At 37.0% G+C, this 18,267-nt stretch carries 17 protein-coding genes; 1 reads left to right on the forward strand and 16 read right to left on the reverse strand.

Annotated features, from left to right (window positions below; all coding sequences use genetic code 11):
* The 16 genes from LQV35_RS08500 to LQV35_RS08575 all read right to left on the reverse strand — a co-directional run bounded on the left by LQV35_RS08500 (position 1) and on the right by LQV35_RS08575 (position 16,459).
* Complete coding sequence (locus LQV35_RS08500; protein WP_230057451.1) at positions 1-738, reverse strand: sulfite exporter TauE/SafE family protein; 738 nt, start codon at positions 736-738, stop codon at positions 1-3.
* A 51-nt stretch (positions 739-789) separates the two neighbouring features.
* A complete protein-coding gene (locus LQV35_RS08505; RefSeq protein ID WP_230057452.1) occupies positions 790-1,974 on the reverse strand; it encodes a replication-associated recombination protein A in 1,185 nt (394 codons plus the stop codon).
* A 59-nt stretch (positions 1,975-2,033) separates the two neighbouring features.
* Complete coding sequence (locus LQV35_RS08510) at positions 2,034-2,543, reverse strand: hypothetical protein (RefSeq protein ID WP_230057453.1); 510 nt, start codon at positions 2,541-2,543, stop codon at positions 2,034-2,036.
* Positions 2,540-3,493, reverse strand: coding sequence for a hypothetical protein (locus tag LQV35_RS08515; RefSeq protein WP_230057454.1), 954 nt, complete (start codon positions 3,491-3,493; stop codon positions 2,540-2,542). Before LQV35_RS08515 ends, LQV35_RS08510 begins: the two co-directional genes overlap by 4 nt.
* On the reverse strand, positions 3,490-4,158 hold the full coding sequence (locus tag LQV35_RS08520; protein WP_230057455.1) for an ABC transporter ATP-binding protein: 669 nt from the start codon (positions 4,156-4,158) through the stop codon (positions 3,490-3,492). The genes LQV35_RS08515 and LQV35_RS08520 overlap by 4 nt, the downstream gene beginning before the upstream one ends.
* A complete protein-coding gene (locus LQV35_RS08525; RefSeq protein ID WP_230057456.1) occupies positions 4,155-5,264 on the reverse strand; it encodes an ABC transporter permease in 1,110 nt (369 codons plus the stop codon). Before LQV35_RS08525 ends, LQV35_RS08520 begins: the two co-directional genes overlap by 4 nt.
* Complete coding sequence (locus tag LQV35_RS08530) at positions 5,254-5,442, reverse strand: hypothetical protein (RefSeq protein ID WP_230057457.1); 189 nt, start codon at positions 5,440-5,442, stop codon at positions 5,254-5,256. The genes LQV35_RS08525 and LQV35_RS08530 overlap by 11 nt, the downstream gene beginning before the upstream one ends.
* Positions 5,439-6,080, reverse strand: a complete 642-nt coding sequence (locus tag LQV35_RS08535; protein WP_230057458.1) for a nitrous oxide reductase accessory protein NosL — start codon at positions 6,078-6,080, stop codon at positions 5,439-5,441. Before LQV35_RS08535 ends, LQV35_RS08530 begins: the two co-directional genes overlap by 4 nt.
* Before the next feature lie 15 nt (positions 6,081-6,095).
* Positions 6,096-6,893, reverse strand: a complete 798-nt coding sequence (locus LQV35_RS08540) for a tetratricopeptide repeat protein (protein ID WP_230057468.1) — start codon at positions 6,891-6,893, stop codon at positions 6,096-6,098.
* 89 nt (positions 6,894-6,982) lie between these two features.
* Positions 6,983-9,652, reverse strand: a complete 2,670-nt coding sequence (locus tag LQV35_RS08545; protein ID WP_230057459.1) for a cytochrome c biogenesis protein — start codon at positions 9,650-9,652, stop codon at positions 6,983-6,985.
* Between the two features lie 17 nt (positions 9,653-9,669).
* On the reverse strand, positions 9,670-10,626 hold the full coding sequence (gene nrfD, locus LQV35_RS08550; RefSeq protein ID WP_230057460.1) for an NrfD/PsrC family molybdoenzyme membrane anchor subunit: 957 nt from the start codon (positions 10,624-10,626) through the stop codon (positions 9,670-9,672).
* 1 nt (position 10,627) lies between these two features.
* Entirely contained in the window at positions 10,628-11,248 is a 621-nt protein-coding gene (locus LQV35_RS08555) for a 4Fe-4S dicluster domain-containing protein (RefSeq protein ID WP_418884447.1), read from the reverse strand.
* Between the two features lie 107 nt (positions 11,249-11,355).
* Positions 11,356-12,120: an FKBP-type peptidyl-prolyl cis-trans isomerase gene (locus tag LQV35_RS08560; protein WP_230057462.1), complete on the reverse strand. Its 765-nt coding sequence runs from the start codon at positions 12,118-12,120 to the stop codon at positions 11,356-11,358.
* 55 nt (positions 12,121-12,175) lie between these two features.
* The gene (locus tag LQV35_RS08565) at positions 12,176-14,254 is read right to left on the reverse strand and encodes a cytochrome c3 family protein (RefSeq protein WP_230057463.1); all 2,079 of its coding nucleotides are present in this window, start codon (positions 14,252-14,254) and stop codon (positions 12,176-12,178) included.
* Positions 14,255-14,352: 98 nt separating this feature from the next.
* Positions 14,353-15,777, reverse strand: a complete 1,425-nt coding sequence (locus tag LQV35_RS08570; protein WP_230057464.1) for an ATP-binding protein — start codon at positions 15,775-15,777, stop codon at positions 14,353-14,355.
* Positions 15,767-16,459 carry a response regulator transcription factor gene (locus LQV35_RS08575; protein WP_230057465.1) on the reverse strand — a complete coding sequence of 231 codons (693 nt, stop codon included), beginning with the start codon at positions 16,457-16,459 and terminating at the stop codon, positions 15,767-15,769. The genes LQV35_RS08570 and LQV35_RS08575 overlap by 11 nt, the downstream gene beginning before the upstream one ends.
* Positions 16,460-16,644: 185 nt before the next feature.
* Here LQV35_RS08575 and LQV35_RS08580 point away from each other — a divergent pair.
* Positions 16,645-18,267: cache domain-containing protein (locus tag LQV35_RS08580; RefSeq protein WP_230057466.1), on the forward strand; the 1,623-nt coding region annotated here is incomplete at its 3' end.

The raw sequence follows: 18,267 nt of genomic DNA on the forward strand, positions 1-18,267 counted from the left end.
CTAAGAGTTAAGAAATTTATTTAGCATTATAAGAAGCATAACACTTAAAAGCGCGATGATCCAGCGCTTTTGTGCTATGCGTGAAATTTTGTGAGCAGTTTTTACACCAAAATACACCCCTATAACAGCCCCTATGCCCAACATCGCACCGATAGTGTAGTTTACAAAGCCGTGCAAAGCAAGACTTACAAACCCAGAGATAGAAGCAAAAATAACAAAAAACAGCCCCGCTGATGCAGCCTTTTTTATATCATAGTTTAAAAAACCAACAAGCAAAGGTATGATAAGAGCAGAGCCGCCGATACCCATACTTATGGCTGTTGTGCCTATTATTAATCCAATTAAAAAGAGTAAAAATTTTGACTCATTTGGCGCACCTTTTGGCTCTGATGGCGTGGTTAAGAGCTTTGCAAGATTTAATATCTGCAAAACTATTAGCATGCCAAGCAAAAATTTAGATGAAAAAAACTCAACCACAAATCCGCTTGCCATCGCACCGAAAAACCCACCAAGCCCTAAAATCAGAGCTGGCTTTACATCAAGTATTTTTGATTTAAAATTTACATATGAACCAAAAGCTGAGCTAAAAAGCATCTGCATTATACTAACACCAACGGCAAATTTCATATCATAGCCAAAAAGTAGCATACTAGGCACAACTACCGCACCGCCACCTATGCCAAAAAATCCACCTGCAAACCCCACAAATAGCCCTAAAATGATAAATAATAAATCCATGCGTATCCTTTATGTTATTGTATCACTATTTGGGTAAAAGTGTGGTTATGTTTAGTTTTTGTGAAGTTCATGTATCTTTTTTAGCCACTCATCAAGCGTCTTTTCAAAGCCAATGCCTTTGCTTTTATAAAATTTTAGTGGTTTTTGAAGGTATTTTTGCTCAACCCATCCGCCAAAATCATGCGGATAAAGGTAGTCTTTTTTTTCCGGTGCTGTATTTATAAGATACTTTGGAATTTCAAGCTTTGGTTCATTCTGAGCGTAATTTAGGGCAGAATTTATCGCCATATAGCTAGAGTTTGACTTTGGCGAGCTAGCTAGATATACAGCGCACTGAGCCAATATAATGCGCGCTTCAGGATAGCCTATCTTGCTGACGGCAGTAAGCGTGCTGGTGGCTAAATTTAGGGCATTTGGATTTGCATTGCCAATGTCTTCACTAGAAAATATAACCAACCTTCTTGCGATAAAATCTGCACTCTCGCCAGCAGCTATCAGTCTTGCAAGGTAGTAAATAGCAGCATCAACATCGCTCCCACGAAGGCTTTTTATAAGAGCACTAGCTAAGTGATAGTGTGTATCATCGCTACTGACCCCTTCATTTATGGCATTTGCTCTAAGAACTCGTAAATTTTCAAGAGTAACTTTTTCATCAAGTGCGATAGCAAATTCCAGCAAATTTAGCATACTCCTTGCATCTCCGCCACTACTTTTTAAAAGATACTCTTTTGCTTCATTTGAAATTTCAAACCTTACGCTTTGCCCTACTCTTTCTAGTAACTTTTCAAAATCCCCCGTATTTAAGGGCTTAAACTCAAAAAGCATTGAGCGGCTGCGTATACCAGAACTTAGAGTAAAAAATGGATTTTCCGTGCTTGCACCGATGATAAGTGCACGGTAGTTTTCCATGGGTATCAAAAGTGCTTCTTGCTGTGTTTTGCTAAGACGATGCACCTCATCTATGAAAAAAAGTGGTTTATTTAACGCATTTTCGTAGTTTTTTAGGATTCGGCGAAATTCCTCTATCTTTAAATTCCCACCATCAAACTCGTAAAAATCATAACTTAACGAGCTTGCCAAAGCCCTAGCAAAACTAGTTTTACCACAGCCAGCCAAGCCATAAAACATACTGTGTGGTACCTTGTCATTTTGGATGAATTTTTTAAAAACGGCTACCACATCGCTCTGACCACAAATTTCATCAAGAGTTTTTGGGCGAAATTTTAGAGCAAACATAGGCGTCCTTTTTATTTTTGTAAAATTATACTAAAAACCGCCTTTATCAAGACAAAAAACTAAATTTTGCCCTTTTTTAGTAGCCAGTAAATGTGTGGATTTATGACAGTTTCTCCGCGTGCAGCACAAAGCACGACCTCATCGTAGTAATAATCACAAGTCCCATAAGCATGATACTCATACGCACCAAAGCCATATCCCATGGGCGTGATCTCATTTCTGGCATACCAAGCAACCTTTGCGTCAATGTATTGTTTTGAGTCATTTGTGTAGACAAAAAGCGCTATCTCATCACGGTTTTTTTGACGCATCAACCAGATAAAAGCATTACCAATGTCATTAAAAAAATGGGTATCGCCGTTAGGAAGAACGGCTTGAGCGGTGTTGTAAAGATCTGTTATTAGTGTTTTGCTCTCACTACAAAGGTACTTATCAAGCTCGATCTCAAGCGGTTTTTTTTCACTATTTCCACTTACAACTAAAATTTTTGTATCACTAATATCAGCTGAAAATATCAATAGCCCCAAAACACCAAGCAAAAGAACGCCAGCAAAAATTTGCTTTATCACAGCAAAACTCCGACATTAAAGTAGTATTTTGCCACATAAAAACTACATATCATCGCATTTAAAACAAGCCAAAATGTTGAAAGCTCAAGCAGATGTGTATAGCTTTTTTTTGTAACTAGCTCGACTAAAAAAGGTGCGATACCAAAGAAGATTCCCAAAAACAAAGAGCCCCAAATCAAATAACCAATATAAAAATAATCCTTTAAAAGCATGCAATAAGGGCATTTATGGTTTGGCTGCTCATAGACATAAAGTCCAAAAAAGTATGTTATAGCGTAGTAAGCCACAAAAAGATATAGTAAATTTAGTGCAAATGTAGCCATTGATTGTTTTAGTGTGTTTAGTGTTATTATGGCTACTAAGATGACATAAAAAAATGTAGCGAGCATGGCTTGCGTATAGCCAAATGGCAGCTTTGGTGCCTGAAATACGACCGAGCAACAAAACACTGGCACTCGTAGCGGGATATTTGTAAAAAATAAAATTTCAACGACAAACTCAAGCAAGATAAAGACAAAAAGTATGCTAAAAAGAGCGTATTTGCGCTTTAAAAATGGGAAATTTACCTCTTTTAAATCTAGCGCATTTATAATAAGCCACAAACCAAGTCCAAAGATAAGTAAAATTTTTAGCAAAAGCAATAAATTTCCATATCCGTTTGAGCCCACCACTCCAGCTGAACACATCGCGCCTGGAACTACATTTGCAAGCTCATTTACCGTAAGTGCAAAAAAGATAAATAAAACTATCTTGCAAGTTATGGTAAAAAATAGTATGGTGTTTATTAGGTAGTTGCGCTTTTCAAGGCTATATTGTAAATTTGTAGTGGCGTTAAAGTCCCAGTGTCTGACTATGCGTATGATATTTATCTGCGAAATGCCGAGCAAAACTATAATAACAAGCTCGATAGCTAAAAATGCGATGACCTCATTTGAAAGAAAGATACTCATAAAATTTCGCCATCTCGCATATTTATACGCTTATCAACAAACTCAAGCTCATCAAAAAGCAAGTCGTGCGTGGCGACGATAAGAGTTTTGTTTAAAGATTTAAATTTTTGCATCATTTGGATAAACATAAGCGAGTTTTCTTTGTCTAAATTTGCCGTTGGTTCATCAGCTAAGATGATATCTGGATCCATAACAAGGGCTCTTGCTACGGCACATCTTTGCTTTTCACCCCCGCTTAGACTAGAGACTAGTTGCTCTTTTTTATGAGCTATATTTGCTAAGTTTAGGGCATTATCTATCTTAGTTAAAATTTCCGCCTTTTTTAATCCAAGTAAACTAAGTGGTGCCATAACATTTTGCTCAACGCTAAGCCCATCAATTAAGTTAAATGACTGAAATATAAAGCCAAGCTCCTTGTGGCGGATACTAGAACTCATGAAGTCTGGAAGTTTTGAGATATTTTGCCCGTTTATTAAAATTTCTCCACTACTTGGCTTACTAAGTCCTCCCATTAGCGATAAAAGCGTGCTTTTACCACTGCCGCTTACACCTTTTAATATGACTATCTCGCCGTCATTTATGCTTAAATTTATATCTTTTAACGCACAAAATTCATTTACCTTGCCTTGGTTGTAAATTTTAAAAAGATTGTTTATCTGTATCATTTTATTGCCTCGCTCATGTCACTTATGGCAACTCTCCACGCTGGAATGATGACAAATGCCAAAAACGGAACCACGCTAAACAAAAAGACCAAAAACAAAATATCAAAGTCAATCACAGGTGTAAAAGTGATGAAATTTTGTATATCGCCACCTAAAAATATCTCGCGCAGCAGCGGTGCATTAAATACAAAAACATAGGCATAAGCCAAAGCGCAACCTAATAAAAAGGCACTAAAGCTTACTATGAAATTTTGTATAAACTTAAGCGCTATAATATCCTTTATAGCATATCCTATGCTTCTAAGGACTGCCATCTCGCGCTTTTTCTCGCCATAGACTAGTGAAATTTGATTTTTTAAAAGTATAAAAAATGCCACCATCGCAACCACATAAAGCACCATAAAAACACCGCCTTTATAGTAGTAGATGTGCTTTAGGTCTGCCACGCTATCTTCAGCCGTATATGCAAATGTGTTTGGATAAAGGTTCATTATCTTTAGGGCAACTTCGCTGATCTCATTTTTATTTGCTACGCTTACAAAAATTTTAGTATATTCTGCATTATCAAGACTAAGCACCTCTCTAGCCGTATCTTCATGCATATAGATAGTATTGCTTGAGATGATGTTTGTTGAGTGAGGTGCGGTTTTGTTGATTTTGATTGGGATTAAATTTTCTTCAGTTAAAAAGTTAAAAACATCTTCATAGTAAAGCTCATTCATCGCAGCCTTTACACCTTCGCCTATAACCATCTCATCAGCCCCAAGTGCATTATCTGCAACGATATTAAACCAAATTCTCTTTTGTGCAAAATAATACCTACCATCAACAGCACCTATGGCATCGCTAACACCGCTTATTTGCTTAAAGTCATAGATATATCCATCATGCATCGTATCTCGCTTGCCGCCACGAAGCGCCTCTACAACTATATCAGGGCGTGTATTTATGCCATTTACTAAATCATACTGAATAGAATTTGATATAAAAAGCACAGAGCTTAGAACAAAAATGATAAAACTAAATATAAAAAAGCTAAAAGCATGGTCAGCTCGCTCTTTTTTTAGTAAAATAACTGCGTAGTTTATAAAATTTTTACCTATCATAGACAAATTTCCTATACTCATCACCAGCAAAGCTAAATGCAGGTCTGGCATCTTTTATCTTTGTTGCAAGAGCTGAAATTTCAGCTAGCTTACTAGCCCTATCAAAACTAGCATAGTGAGCAAAAATAAGCAAGTATATAACACCAAAAGATATTGCTAAAATGGTTAGAAATTTCATAGCCCAGTAAGCATCTGCTCGCTTATATCGCTAAATTTTAAAACCGCCTTACCAAAATGATCTTTAGCAAAATTTATCGCATCACTCTCTTTTTCAAAGGGCACAAGCTCATCACCCATAGGGCCATAAATGTTTGATCCGATAACAAAAAAGGCACTCTTAGCATCTATCTTATGAAGCTTATAATAATCGCTCACAAACACACGCTCAAATTTTTTACCATTTTTAAAATAGTATTTCATAAGATCTTTCACACCATCAAAGTACAAATTTTGGCTACCATCTTCTATCATCGCCGCCCAGTTTGGATTTTTAGCTACAAGCATGCCACATATAGGACACCTAGCGTCTGCTGGGACTTCTATTTTTTGTAATTTTTGAGCTATAGTTTTTGGTGCATCCCAGATATAAAGTGCGGCAGCGTTTATGCTTTGTTCATCTTGGTTTTTGCAAATTTTGGCTAATTTTTCTTTTAAAGCCTCAATGTTTTGAACGCCTCTTTTGCTTACTCTAGGGCAATTTTGCTTATAAAACTGCTCGCCTTTTTTATAAATTTGCTCCATATTTGCCGCCTCTTGTGGCAGCTCTTGCGCATAAAGTAAGCTGGCAAAAAGTACTAAAAAAAGACCAAATTTCATATTTAAACCTCGTTGTTATTTACTTATACCATCTAAAATTTTGGCATTTTCGCAAGCTTCAAGCAAGTTCATATCGCAAGCCTTTTTGAAAAACTCTTTTGCTTTTGCGTTATCAGCAGCAACACCCTTGCCTTCAGCATAAAGTATGGCTAGGTCGTTACATCCTCTGTTATTGCCAAGGTTACATGACTTTTCAAAATTCTCTTTTGCCTTTTTATAGTCGCGATCCGTGCCAAGACCGTTTGCATATAAAAGCCCAAGCGCATCACAACTAATGCCAACACCACCGCTGCAAGCTATGGTGTAGAAATTTTTAGATTTATTTAGATCTTGACTCTCGCCTATACCGTTTAAATATATATATCCAAGGTTATTACAACCCCACATATCTCCGTAATTACAAGACTTTGTATAAAGCTCAACTGCCTTTTTAGCATCTCTTGCTACCCCTGCACCATTAGCATACAAAAGTCCTAAAGATGCACAACCTTCATTATCTGCACACGCTTTTTCATAAAATTTCACAGCCATTGTGAAATTTTGATCCACTCCACGACCACTCTCATACATATGTGCTAAGTTATTGCAAGCTGACGCAAATTTGCCATCACAAGCTTTTTTGTAGTACTCTAACGCCTTTGCATAATCCTTTGTAACACCACCAGTACCCTCATCATAAGTCACGGCTAAGTTATAGCAGCCAGATGCTTTATGCTCCTCTTTGCAAGCCTTTTCGTAGATCTCGATTAGTTTCATATGATCACCACTCTCTTTAGCCTGCATACCATCTTTAATAAACCCTGCATTTGCCATACTGGCTAAAAATAGCGTTGCTAAAAGTAGCTTTTTGCTTGCTGCACCTAGAAATTTCACTTTGTTTGTATTCACATTTTCTCCTTAATTTATATCGTTTTTATATCTTTGCCCTTAAGTGCTAAAATACTTATAGACACGATAAATAAAACTAATGCGTAGATAAAATTTGGCACCTGAGGGGCTTGACCAGCTGCATAAGAGTGAAGCCCTGTAAGGTAAAAATTTACGCCAAAATATGTCATTATTATCGAGCCATAAGCAAAAACAGAAGCTACACAAAAAATATAAACTGAATTTAGTTTTGGCACAAATCTAAGATGTAAAACTATCGCATACACAAGGATAGAAACATAAGACCAAGTCTCTTTACTATCCCAGCCCCAGTAGCGACCCCAGCTCTCATTTGCCCAAATTCCACCAAAAAAGTTACCAACCGTAAGCATAGAAAGCCCAACTATCAAGCTTAGCTCGTTTATGGCTGTAATGTATCGGATTTGAGCATTTATGCGTTCGCTATTTTTGGTATTTTTTAAAACCATTAAAGTAAGCCCCATAAGCCCAAGCAAACATCCAAGCCCTAAAAATCCATAACTTGCCGTAATAATAGAAACATGTAGCGTTAGCCAGTATGACTTTAAGACTGGGACTAAATTTGTGATTTGAGGATTAACAAAACTTAAGTGAGCCACAAGCATTACGATAGCAGCTAGTAAACAAGAAGCTGATATAGTAAGTAGCGAACTTCTAAAAAAGACAAGTCCAGCAAGTATAGCTGACCAGCCTATATAAACCATGCTTTCATAGCTATCGCTCCAAGGTGCGTGCCCTGATACATACCAGCGAAGTGCAAGCCCTAAAGTATGAACTATAAAACCTAATAACAACAACACAAAAAGGCTCTTTTTTATAAATACAAATCTCTTGTGAGCCAAAATTTCGCTAAAACCTGCAAAAAGTGCAAAAAGACCTAAAAATAAGTAAAAATAGACTAAATTTTTAAATACTCCAAGCTTATTATAAAGCACCTCTGCTTTTACTCGCCCCTGCTCTGGCAAGATATGAGATGAGTTTTTTTGCTGATAGTTTTTTATCCCTTTTAGCGCGGCATCTGCCTTTTGCCACTCATTTTGAGATATACCTAAATTTAAGCCCGTCAAATAGTCATTTAATATGACTTTTATCTCTTTGCTGACACTTGGATTTGCAAAGGCTTCATTTGGAGAGAGCCACTTGTTTGTAGGGTCTCCTGAGATAGGGATAAACCTAAAAAATACACCTTTCATCGTAAGATAAGCGATATTTATACGCTCATCAAATTTTATAAGCTCATTTTCTAGCGTACCTCTCTTTGAAGCTGACTTTTCATTTGCCTCTTCAACCTCTTTATCTAGTTTATACCGTCCCTGCTCATCAAACATAAAGTTAAAGCTCACAAACTGCTCATCTTGGGATAAATTTAAAAGCTTTTTTATCTCATTATTTTTTACTTTTATGATCTTTAAGTCTTGCCAAAGCGTTGGGTCTATACTCATACCAAGCACAACTTGCTCAGGGCTTAGTCCAAAAAGTGAGTTTGTGCCAGCCATTTTACTGACTATCTCGCTAGCCTCAGTACTTATGGGCTTTATGCGCCCCATATAATCTTGCACTAAAAGTGTAGAAAATTCACCATTTGCATGATTTGCTGTATTTTGCCTGAAATTTTGTATATCATTTTCAGAGGCATTTGTAGGTAAATTAGCAAAAACTAGCAAGGCAAAGACAAGAACTAGCTGGCTATTTTTTACAAATTTACTTAACTTTAAAAAACGGCTATGCGGTGTAAAAAAGTTTGCAACAAATCCCACGCAAAGCAAGAAGTAGCCGATATAGGTTGGAATTTTACCTGGATCACGGTTAACCTCTAAAACCGTTCCCCTCTCATCTTTATCATAAGATGACTGAAAGAGTTTATATCCTTGAAAAGTTAGCGGATTGTTCATAAACACGACAAAATCCATAACTTTTAAGCCGTCCCTTTCAACTTCAATGGCACTTGCATAAGATGACGGACTTTGCGAGCCTGGATAGCGTTCAAGCATGAAGTCATTTAGCCTGATAGAAAATGGCAAATTTATAATCTTTGAGCCCCAAGCTATGAGAATTTGCTTGCCATTTTGCTCTATAACCTTTGGCTCACTAACCCAGCCTACACCACCTTTTATGCTTATATCTTGCATATTTGTATCATTAAAGCCAACTTTTAGATTTAACACTCCGCGCTTACCTTTTGGTGAGGGCTCGTATGAGTGAAATTTTACTTTTAATGTGTTACCGTCTATTGGCTGAGCGATCTCAAAGCTATTATCACCTATTTGAGCTAGCTTAAGGTAGTGTTCGTAAATTTTGCCATCTGCTTCTATCTGTAAATATGGCTTTACGCTTATCATCTCATTTGAAACCTCATGCTCTCTAACATGTAAAACGCCCTCTTCGCCCATATATCTAGTCATAAAAGCTCCAATAGCTATAACAATAAAGGCAAAATGAACTACAAATGCGCCAAAGCGACGCCACATCTTTGTGCGAAATATAATCCCAAAAAGACTAACGATAAGCAAAAGCATTACGGCTTCATACCAAAGCGCTTCATAGACAAAAATTTGTGCTGTAGCTGTGTCGTAGATACTCTCTAAAAAGGTAGCGACACCAGCCGCCACCGCAAGAGCTAGAAGTAAGAGGAGAACAAATTTATAAGAAAAAAATAACTTTACCATGCTCCCCTCAAAAATTTTTACAATATACTATATGTCTGTCCTGCGTATAAGATAAACATACGAAGCATAAGCACGCCCACAATACTAGCTAATGCACTTACATAAAATGCAAGGCGTGTATGCGCAAAAGTCTTGCCTAGACAGAAATTTAAAACCAACGGCAAGCCAAAACCAACACCCATAACTCCTATCCAAAACATTTTAGCATAAAATCCATCAAAAAATGCAACACTTGCTGCTTTTTGCACATCGCTACCGATGATAAGTGACACAAATAGCATACTTATAAGCAAAATTTCAGCTACAAGCACTGGCCACTCGATAGTATGAAGTGTTTTCATATCTGATGAGTGTGTATCCTCGCCAAAAAATAGTGCAGCTATTATACTAGAGCCAGCGATTCCTGCGCTTAGACCAGATGCAACAAAAAGTGCTGGAAGCACAGCTGTATTTAGTATAGGAAATCTTACTAAAACAGAAATCAAAAAGCCAGTATAAGCACAAATCGCAACCGCAAAAATAAGTGTAAGCACGAAAACTAGCGGGCGGATGGCATTTACTATAGCCATGATAAATTTAATAAGTCCAGAAAAAATTCCAAATCCCAAAAGCTCTTTTTCAAAAGCATAAAGACACATCACAAAGCTTAGCGGTATGTAGATACAAAGTGCTGCAACACCGATAGACATAACTGAGTTAAAGTTATAATTTATTAAAATTTTCCAAAACAGCAAAGGTCTGTCAAGATCTGCAACAAGGCAAACCATACCAAGCAATATAGTAACTAGCGAAAGCAAGCTAGCGCCTTTAAATAACGGTGTTATCTCGCATTGTTTTTTATAATACCTTATCAAGATAGCAACTATAAGTGCTCCACCACTCATACCAGCCAAAAGCAAATATACAGCGATAGGCCAGTGCCATACGACAGCTCCGTGTGAAAAAGTTTCAGTGAAATTTATAGCACCATTCATATCACACCCCCATCTTTATAGCAGGTATATAGCGCAGACTTGGCTTTGTGCCACATTCTGGACGCATTCTTAGACTATCTTTTATGCGAAGTAGCTTGCTAATTTGCGACTCTTCATCATTAACATCACCAAATACTAAAGCATCGTACCTACAAGACTCAACGCACGCTGGCTGCTCGCCCTTTTCTATCTTAGTATCTAGGCAGAAGTTACAGCTTTCTGCGGCTTTTGTTTCGTGATTTATAAATCTTACATCATAAGGACAAGCTACGATGCAGTATTTACAGGCGATACAATCATCAGTCTTCATTGTAACTATGCCAGTTTTTTCATCTTTGCAACAGGCGTTTGTTGGACAGACATTTACGCAAGGTGCGTCTTCGCACTGCTGGCAAGAAATTCTGACAAATCTCTTATCCATGCGGTTTTGCGGATCTGTTTTATCCTGCACAAAAAGCCTCATTTGACCTTTTGGTACGATGTTTGTTTTCACGCACGCAACTTCGCAGTCAGTGCAACCTACGCATTTGTTTTGATCAAATATCATACCAAAATGCGGTTTTTTCTCTACCTTAGGCTCTTGTGTGCCTTTTTTTGGCTCACTTGGAGTTGCCGCCGCCATTGCAACTGCCCCAACACCAACGGAGCCAAGAGCGATGTATCTTATAAACGCTCTTCGTTGATTTTTATTGTCCATATGACCTCTCCTCCACTTTCATGTAGAAAGATTTATTTTACACCGTGAAAACTCTTAACTTCTTCAGCACTCATTTTTTTAGCTTCTTCAACTAATTCACCAGGCTTGAAAATTTTAAGAAGTTCTGTTTCAAATACAACAGCCGAACCACCAGGTATAACTTCAACACCGTTATCTCCATAGGCTAGTTCGCTAGGTATTACAAATTTATACTTTGAGCCAACACTCATAAGTCTTAAACCCTCGCTTAAACCCTCAATGATATTTATAAGCGATAAATGCGATGCTTTGCCGGCTTTATAAGTATCTTCAAAAACTTCTCCATTTGGTAAATATGCCTTATAATTTACCAAAACTATACTCTCAGGCTTTGGCTTATCGCCTTTAGCGTCTTTTAAAATTTCATACTGCAAGCCACTTTTTGTGGTTTTTACTTTTGAATTTTTTGCATTTTTCTCTAAAAATTCTTTTGACTCTTTTTTGTTTTTAGCTAGCTCTGCCTTTTGCAAATCTTGCGCTGCCTTATTTAACGCCTCTGCTCTGTCATTTAGTAGCGTTATAACTTGGTCATTCGTAAGCTTTGTCTGGTTTTTTATAGCGTCTAAGAAGCCTTGTACTACGATTTCTGTATCAGTTTGAACGCCAAGAGCTTTATGGTTATTTATCTGTTTTAAAAGATAACCACCGGTTGAAGCGCCTAAACTATAAGCCTCTTTTTGTTCTTTCGTGCTTAGCTCAGCACCAAAAACACAGCTTGCTAAAAATGATATTGCGATAAAACTATTTAAAATTCTCATCTTGTCCCTACCTTAAAGTTAAATTTTGGGGGCTAGTTAAAGCCCCCGTGTGTCATTAAATTTTACTATTCAAAATTCTTTGAGCTTCTTCTACATAACCTTTAGCAGCATCAAGTCTTTGTTTAGTATATTTAAAGCCGTGCATACCCCATGAGCCATCTTTTTCAAGTAGATCAACAGTGTCTTGAGCTTTTTCGATCAACTCATAAACTCTTGACTTTTTAGTTGCGTCAAGTTTAGTTGTTTCAAGGATCTTATACATTCCCTCGATACCAATCTTAACTTGAGTATAGCCATTTTTGATTGGAGTTTGCCATCCCATAACCTCTTCATAAGCTTGTTTTTGAGACTTAAAGTGTAGTGTCTCTTTTAGCTCAGATAGTACTGGGCTGTGGCAGCCTTTGTTCTCAACCATATCAAGATCCGCCCAAGATGTTCTTGCGCAAGCCCACATAAGGTCTACGAAGTTTCTACCATCTTCATTTCTTTGGAAGTGCCAATCTTTACCATCTCTTGGAGATTTTGAAGCATCGCCAGCTTTCATAGATTTTCTATCAGCACTTACATCGATTTTCCAGATGTGTGAGCGGCGTTGTGTATCAAAGCCTGCTTGATCTTGGAACTGAATAGCATAGAAATTCTCGCAGCTCATCATAAATGGCATGTGGCAAGATGCACATGAGTTATCTTTATGTGTGTCTGCTCTTTGAGCTATATAAGCTTGTTCTTGGTGACAATCAGCACAAGTTTTTCTAATTTTTGGCTTAGTATAGAATGAACTTAGATAAGCTTGCTCTGAGTTGTAGTTTAGACCTTTAACATTTTTATCGCCAGTTACTAAACCTGTGTTATCGTGTGGATCGTGGCAAGTAACACATCTCATGCCTTTTTCATAGTGAGCAGTGAAATATGACTGTGAGCCCTCAGAACCACATCCTGGTCCCATTGATTTAAATTTAGAGCTTAGCGCTAGATCTGGAGCGATCTTGCCAAGTGGGTGAGCCTTATAAAGGTCTGGACTCCAGTTAAATCTTTGGTGACAGCGTTCGCAGTTTGAAATTCTAAAGTTTGTAGCACCATCAAGGTGACCACCAGCGCCGTGGCACTCCTCACAGCTTACACCTTTTGAGATAGTGTGTTTTCTAAGCTCGTTTGGATTACCAAGTGCAGCATAAAACTCTTCTTTTGTTTTAAAGTCAAATTTGAACGGGTGGCAAACTTCGCAGTAAGAAGCGTTTGCTTGGAAGTTCATAGTATCTTTATACTTTGCAGCATAAGATGCAAGACCGCGTACATAACCAGTATTTAAACCATACTCTTCAAGAGTTTCTGGGAATTCTGGAACCCATTTTTTGATCTTTTTAACAGTTTCAGGAGTTAGGTTAAGCGCCCAAGTTCTTTGCCATTGGTTTGAACCTGGAGTGATAGTACCTGTTCCATCTTTTAACATACCGCCCTCAACATGGTATGTACCACGAAGCATCCACGCATCAACAAATCCAAATTTTGTTCTAAGGTGTCCAACAGTTGCATAAATTACATCAGGTGTGATACCTTTTGGTAGGATTGAAGCTGTATCTTCTGTGAAGACTGGGTCAGTTAGGTTATTGTTTAACTCTGGGTGTTCACCAGGGAAACGAATAGTTGTTGAGTGTCTTGATCTGCTCCAAGCTTCATACTGTGCAGGGTGGCACTCGCCGCATTTTTCAGAACCAACAAATTTGTTAGGAAACATTAGTGATGAACCGGCTGGAATTCTATACATCATAGAGCTATAGCCAGTGCCCGCTTCACGCTTACTAACTTTAGAAAGATCTTTACCATGACCCTCTTCTAGCCACTCATGACCACGGTCTACGACTTTGATCTTGCCATCTACTTTACCACCATATTTTGTGAAAATCGGGTGGTTTTTAAATAGCCAGTTGTACATCTCTTGCTCTTCTACAATGTAGTCTTGCAATGTCACAACACCTCTGTCTTTTAGCGTACCCTTAGGGTTTGCTATAACGCCCCTTGCAGCTTCTGTCATCTGCATATGAGCGTGTCCGCCAGCTTCTGCGGCACAGGCGCTAGAAGCAAAAATGCTAAGACCTGCCGCTAAGCCGAGTAACACTTTATCCAAATTTTTCATGTGTCCTCCTTCGCGAAAATTTGAATAGAAAATCAAAATGACTTCTTATTGAGAATATTACCAATAAAAAAGGGGGAAATAGGGGGAAAATAAATAAATTATGAATTAAAAATATTAATTGTAAATATTACGCTATTATTTACATTGCGAACAGAGATCTCTCCGTTGTATTTTTTAATGATCATCTGGCTCATATAAAGACCAAGTCCGCTGCCAGATTTTTTAGTAGTAAAATTTGGTTCAAAAATTTTACTTATAACGCTATCATCGATGTTTCCAGCATTATTTTCTATCATTATCATTTTTGAGTTTTCATTTATGAGTGATGAAATTTTCACCTGTTTTTCTGAAATTTCTTGCCCATTAAAAGCCTCTTTTGCATTGTTTATAATGTTTATTAAAATTTGTATTATTTCATTTACATTTCCAAAAAGGGTAAAATTTTGCTCTGGTTCAAAAAGTACATTTACGCAGTGTTTTTTAAGTGGGGCGCGAAGTAGTTTTATGGCTTGATTTATCGCTGTATAGCTTGAAAATTCGGACTTTGGAGCATTTGGATTAAAGAAGTTTTTAAAATCATCAATAGTCTCAGACATAAATTTAACCTGCTCATCCGTCTCTTTTATCTTTTCATTTAATATCTCTTTTGTTAACTTTCCGCGCTCATTAAAAAGCTCTAAATTTATAAGTATCGAGCTTATTTGGGCTAGTGGCTGCTTCCATTGATGGGAGATATTGCCTATCATCTCACCCATGCTGGCTAAACGACTTTGATTTATCATCAACTGCTCGTTTTGTTCTTTGATTTTGGCTACTTTTTGATGAATTTTAAATACAAAAAACAACAATACCATAACAACGACAAGCAGAGCAATAGCACTGGCTATAAATTCATTTTTATGATAGCTTAATATATGTTTTACAGGTATTTTAAACGAGATCATAGCTATAGTGTCGCCCACCTGACCTTGGAAATTTTCTATATTTTTATACTGCTCGACCATTTTTTTTGGCGCACTATTTATGTTATGACAAACCACGCATGAGGCTTGTGAATTTTTAATAGGAAGTCCTACATATATATAGGATGCGTTTGAATCATAAATGATCTGTGAATACTCTTCGTATTTTTTCTCTTTGAAATTTTCTAAAATTTCATACTCAAATGGCGTGCCTTGATGGGCTGGATTTAACGGATCGGTGGCTATTAATTTATAGCTATAGTTTATGTTTTGCTTTTGAAGCTGAATTTCATAAATTTCTCTTGTTATATAAGATGATGAAAGAAGCCTTGGATCAAAAAACTCTGGCGATAGATCACCACTTTCTTTTAGTTCATCTATTAAGGGGCGCTGAACATTTGAGACATAGTCTCTGACGGCATTCATGGTATTTAAAACATGCAAGGCCTCTTGTTTTGCATCTTTTAAAGCAAGCTCTCGATAAAACGCAAAAAACATCGAAAGTATGACTATGTAAAGCAGTGCAAATACCGATATAATCAGCGCAAACCTATACTTCAAACATATATCCTATGCCGTATAAATTTTTAATAACATCCTTGCCGACCTTTTTTCTAAGCTCTTTTACTATCGTCTTTATAGCCTCTTTTGTTGGCTGCTCAAACTCCCACATATAATCAAAAAGTTCCTCGTAGGTTACATTCTGATTTTTATGGTTTAAAAAGTACTCAAAAAGCTTACTTTCGCTCTTTGAAAGGTGCTGAATTTGCTCATCTTGATAGTGTATGATCTTTTTAGCAAAGTCATACTCCATGCCATCTTTTATCTTTACTATCGGCTGATGGTCTACCAGCTCTAAAGCTACATCCTTAAGAGCTCCGATTAGTGCATTTTTATCAAAAGGTTTTAGCAAAAAGCGTGTTATTTTTAGCTCAACTGCGCGCCACAAGTACTCTTGTTCGGTATGTGAAGAGACTATGATGATAGGGATTTTATGATTTTTAGCTCGTACTCTTTTTATCACTTCAAGCCCATCTATATGTGGCACAGTGATGTCAAATATAAAAACATCATATAAATTTGTCATCGCTTCATCAAGAGCCTCAAGTCCGTCTTTCACTCCTTTTACTTCGTTGAAAAATAGACCCAAAACCTCAGTCATATTTTTTAAAATTCCAGGCTCATCTTCGAGACAAAGCGCCTTTTTATTTGACAAAATATCCAAGATGCTATCATCTAACATAAATTTTCCTTTTTGTAAGAAACTTAATATAACATACCAAAGCTTAAAAATGATGATAAAATTTATAAATTATAAATAAATTTTAAGTATTTTGGTGCTTTTTGCCACTTTTTATTTATTTTTTATTGTATTTTTATCTTAAAATTGAGATAATAAAAAACACAAATTTCATGCAAAGGAGTTTCATGTTTAAAAACTTGAAAATTTCAACGAAACTCACTCTGACAAGCTGCGGCTTGGCAGTTTTGATTTTGTTGATGGTCGTGGGTATAGTTGCGTTTAAGTCGCTAAAAATGGCAAATGAAAATACAAGTGCCTATATAAAAAGCGAAGTCGAGAAAAACGCCAAAAGCATAGCAGTATTTTTATCTGATGGCTTGCAAGCTTCAAGGGTGCTTTCAGAAATGATCTCTGGAACGCTTGAGTCTGGGCACAAGCTCTCGCCTGAGTCTTTACTTGATGTATTTTTAGGTGTTGCAAAAAATAATCCAAATTTTGCAAGTGTTTGGTTTATGCCTGATGATAAGAGGTATTATAGTAAAGAGATAGATGGTGTATATGGAAAGTTTGTCTCTAAAACAAATGACTTTATAATACCTATAGTTTCAAATGCCACTGGTACTCCAGTTCAAGATCAAAGTGAGGGCGATCACCTTCAAAAAGAGTTTTATAATGCTTCAAAAAATAGCAAAAAAGCTCAAATTTTAGACCCATATGTTGATGTTTTAGAGGGTAAAAATGTCTTAATAACATCATTTACTTCGCCAGTTATCGTAGATGATAAAGTCGTGGGCGTCGTTGGTATAGACATGAATGTAGCAAAGTTACAAGAAACCGTGGGAGCTATAAAGCTTTATGATACAGATTATAGCTTTTTATTCTCTCATACAGGTAAATTTGTAGCCCACAATAAAGCCGAACTCATAGGCAAAAAGGCTACAGATATTAACCCGGATCTTCAAGTTTTTATAGATAGGCTATCAACAAACGAGTCGCTCGAGATAGAGACTGTTTCAGTTCTTACAAACCGTGCGGCAAAGATGGTGTATGCTGGTATTAGTGTGCCTGAATTTGATAAAAACTGGGGCATAGTTTTGGTGGCTGATGTAGACGAGACTTTAGCAGATGTCAATGAATTAAAAAATTTCATGATCATCTTTTCGCTAATCTCAGTCATAGTGCTATTCCTAACGATGTGGTCTTACTCTAGGACATTTGGTAAACGCATAGAAAGAGTAGCTAGCAACCTTGAGCACTTCTTTGAGTTTTTAAATTTCAAAACTGATAAAGCTGAACTAATAGCAATCAAAGCTAACGATGAGATTGGCAAAATGGGTATGCTCATAAATGATAATATCAAAATCACTCAGCAAAATTTAGTCGAGCAAAATGAGTTCATCGCTCAAGCTAGCGGTTTTGTGGATCAGATAAAACAAGGCAACTTCACTGCTACGCTTAACGCACATACCGCTCACCCAGCCCTAAACGAACTAAAAGAGACATTTGCTCAACTACAAAGAGCTCTTAAGGATGGTATAGCTAATAATGTAGTAGAGCTAAGTGGCTTACTAGATAAGTTTAAGAATCAAGACTATACAGGTAGAATGAATGACAATGGTCAAATAGCAGTTGGCATAAATGCTTTAGGTGATGCTATAACAGCTATGCTAAAGACAAATTTAGACCAAGCAGAAGTTCTTCAACAAAAAGCTCAAATCCTAGCTGATTCTATGAAACAAGTAACAGATGGAGCAAACTCTCAAGCAAATAGCTTACAAGAAAGTGCAGCAGCAGTTGAAGAGATGAGT

The sequence above is a fragment of the Campylobacter suis genome (assembly GCF_905120475.1).
Lineage (GTDB): Bacteria > Campylobacterota > Campylobacteria > Campylobacterales > Campylobacteraceae > Campylobacter_A > Campylobacter_A suis.

Excerpts from the sequence above, each read along its gene's own strand:
- LQV35_RS08500 (WP_230057451.1), bottom strand. The coding sequence starts at position 738 with ATGGATTTATTATTTATCATTTTAGGGCTATTTGTGGGGTTTGCAGGT.
- LQV35_RS08505 (WP_230057452.1), bottom strand. The coding sequence starts at position 1,974 with ATGTTTGCTCTAAAATTTCGCCCAAAAACTCTTGATGAAATTTGTGGT.
- LQV35_RS08515 (WP_230057454.1), bottom strand. The coding sequence starts at position 3,493 with ATGAGTATCTTTCTTTCAAATGAGGTCATCGCATTTTTAGCTATCGAG.
- LQV35_RS08520 (WP_230057455.1), bottom strand. The coding sequence starts at position 4,158 with ATGATACAGATAAACAATCTTTTTAAAATTTACAACCAAGGCAAGGTA.
- LQV35_RS08525 (WP_230057456.1), bottom strand. The coding sequence starts at position 5,264 with ATGATAGGTAAAAATTTTATAAACTACGCAGTTATTTTACTAAAAAAA.
- LQV35_RS08530 (WP_230057457.1), bottom strand. The coding sequence starts at position 5,442 with ATGAAATTTCTAACCATTTTAGCAATATCTTTTGGTGTTATATACTTG.
- LQV35_RS08535 (WP_230057458.1), bottom strand. The coding sequence starts at position 6,080 with ATGAAATTTGGTCTTTTTTTAGTACTTTTTGCCAGCTTACTTTATGCG.
- LQV35_RS08540 (WP_230057468.1), bottom strand. The coding sequence starts at position 6,893 with ATGGCAAATGCAGGGTTTATTAAAGATGGTATGCAGGCTAAAGAGAGT.
- LQV35_RS08545 (WP_230057459.1), bottom strand. The coding sequence starts at position 9,652 with ATGGTAAAGTTATTTTTTTCTTATAAATTTGTTCTCCTCTTACTTCTA.
- nrfD (WP_230057460.1), bottom strand. The coding sequence starts at position 10,626 with ATGAATGGTGCTATAAATTTCACTGAAACTTTTTCACACGGAGCTGTC.
- LQV35_RS08555 (WP_418884447.1), bottom strand. The coding sequence starts at position 11,248 with ATGGCGGCGGCAACTCCAAGTGAGCCAAAAAAAGGCACACAAGAGCCT.
- LQV35_RS08560 (WP_230057462.1), bottom strand. The coding sequence starts at position 12,120 with ATGAGAATTTTAAATAGTTTTATCGCAATATCATTTTTAGCAAGCTGT.
- LQV35_RS08565 (WP_230057463.1), bottom strand. The coding sequence starts at position 14,254 with ATGAAAAATTTGGATAAAGTGTTACTCGGCTTAGCGGCAGGTCTTAGC.
- LQV35_RS08575 (WP_230057465.1), bottom strand. The coding sequence starts at position 16,459 with ATGTTAGATGATAGCATCTTGGATATTTTGTCAAATAAAAAGGCGCTT.